Origin of the sequence: Sulfitobacter sp. HI0040, assembly GCF_001634885.1 — a bacterium.
GTDB lineage: Bacteria > Pseudomonadota > Alphaproteobacteria > Rhodobacterales > Rhodobacteraceae > Sulfitobacter.
Map to the genome: position 1 here is coordinate 1 of NZ_LWEX01000082.1, position 1,781 is coordinate 1,781.

Genomic DNA, 1,781 nt, shown 5'->3' on the forward strand with positions numbered 1-1,781 from the left:
GAGACCTTGCTCGCCACGACGCGGCTGCGGTTTGCCCCATGGCGCAGCGGGCCGTTGGTCGCGGCGGATTTCGATCTGCATCACGGCATTGAAACCGCAGGGGTCGAAAGCGATTGACGCCGCACCGCCCCGCCCGCTAGGGCATGCGGGCGCGGAAGGCTGGATGACCGCGGCGGGGCCTGCCCCTGTCGAGGAAAGTCCGGACTCCGGGAAGGAACGGTGCCGGGTAACGCCCGGGCGGGGTAACCCGACGGACAGCGCCACAGAAAACAGACCGCCCCGGGCGGTGCCGGTTTGCCGGCAACACACGGGGTAAGGGTGAAACGGTGGGGTAAGAGCCCACCGCGCCGCTGGCAACAGGGGCGGCACGGCAAGCCCCACCGGGAGCAATGCCAAATAGGGACCGCGTGCCCGGAAACGGGCGGGGCCACTTCCGCCCCAGCAGGTCCGGGTTGGCAGCTGTAGCCGTATCGGCAACGATGCGGTCAGAGGAATGGTCATCCAAGGGGGCAACCCCTGGACAGAATCCGGCTTACAGGCCTTCCGCGCATTTACCTTCCCCCGCCGGGGAGGGCTGGGGGAATTTGCGGTTGACTCGGGCGCGGGTCTGGCTAGAACCCGAAATTCAGGATTCACGCACCGCGGCAAAGGCCGGTGCAGCAGGAGAAGACTCATGGCGAAGCCAACCACGATCAAGATCCGTCTGAACTCGTCCGCGGGCACAGGCCATTTCTACGTCACCAAGAAGAACGCCCGGACCATGACCGAAAAGATGGTCATCAAGAAATACGACCCGGTCGCGCGCAAGCACGTCGAGTACAAGGAAGGCAAGATCAAGTAATCCTGCCCCTCTGCCGTCAGACCGGAAAGCCGCGCCTTCGCGCGGCTTTTTTCGTTCGTTGAAAGCGATGCGGGTTTGATCGGCACCGGGGGCGTGACGCGGGTTTGCAACGCCACCTTGCGCCAAAACAGGGCGCAGGCGATAGTGGATGCAGGATCGGGGGGACCCATGTTTGATCTGCGATTGCTTATCTGCCTGTTTCTGACGGGTCTGGTTGCCTGTACGCCCATCGGCCCGCCGCCCCAGAAGGGTATCGGTTTCACCGGGATCGGGTCCGAACCCTACTGACCGCCGCTTGCGGCCCTGCATGGCTTCGCAGTATGCAGCGCCGGATACGGACAGGGACGCTCCATGCCCAAGGAAGGCCATTACATCAACCGCAGCGGCTGGCTGCGCGCCGCCGTGCTCGGCGCGAATGACGGCATCGTGTCGATGGCGAGCCTGCTGGTGGGCGTCACCTCTGCCGGGATGGGGCCGGGCAACATATTGCTGACCGGGCTGGCGGGGCTGACGGCGGGGGCATTCTCCATGGCGGCGGGCGAATATGTGTCCGTCTCCACCCAGTCGGATGTGGAGGCCGCAGACCTCGAACGCGAACGCGTCGCGCTGGCGGAGGACCCCGATTACGAATTGAGCGAACTTGCCGAAGGGTTGGAGAACAGGGGCGTGACCAGCGATCTGGCGCTGGAAGTCGCCGCCCAGATGACAGACCACGATGCGCTTGGTGCCCATGCGCGGGAAGAGCTGGGGATGTTCGGGCTTGCCGGTCAGGCCAACCCGGCGCTTGCTGCGGGGGCATCCGCGCTGGCTTTCGCGGTGGGGGGCGGCCTGCCACTGCTGGGCGCGGCACTTGCGCCCGCTGGTTTCACCTGGGGGGGCATCGCCGGCGTGGCGGTGCTGGCGCTCGCGCTCCTCGGGGCGTGTAGCGCGAAACTGGGCG

2 protein-coding genes and 1 other RNA gene are annotated in these 1,781 nt (G+C 66.1%); all 3 read left to right on the forward strand.

Features of this window, described 5'->3' with window-relative positions:
• The first annotated feature begins 151 nt into the window (after positions 1–151).
• An RNA gene (gene rnpB, locus A3728_RS06695) (RNase P RNA component class A) lies at positions 152–551 on the forward strand.
• 122 nt (positions 552–673) lie between these two features.
• The gene (gene rpmG / locus A3728_RS06700) at positions 674–841 is read left to right on the forward strand and encodes a 50S ribosomal protein L33 (RefSeq protein WP_007119221.1); all 168 of its coding nucleotides are present in this window, start codon (positions 674–676) and stop codon (positions 839–841) included.
• Positions 842–1,192: 351 nt separating this feature from the next.
• On the forward strand, positions 1,193–1,781 hold a 589-nt coding region (locus A3728_RS06705), incomplete at its 3' end, for a VIT1/CCC1 transporter family protein (protein ID WP_067921414.1).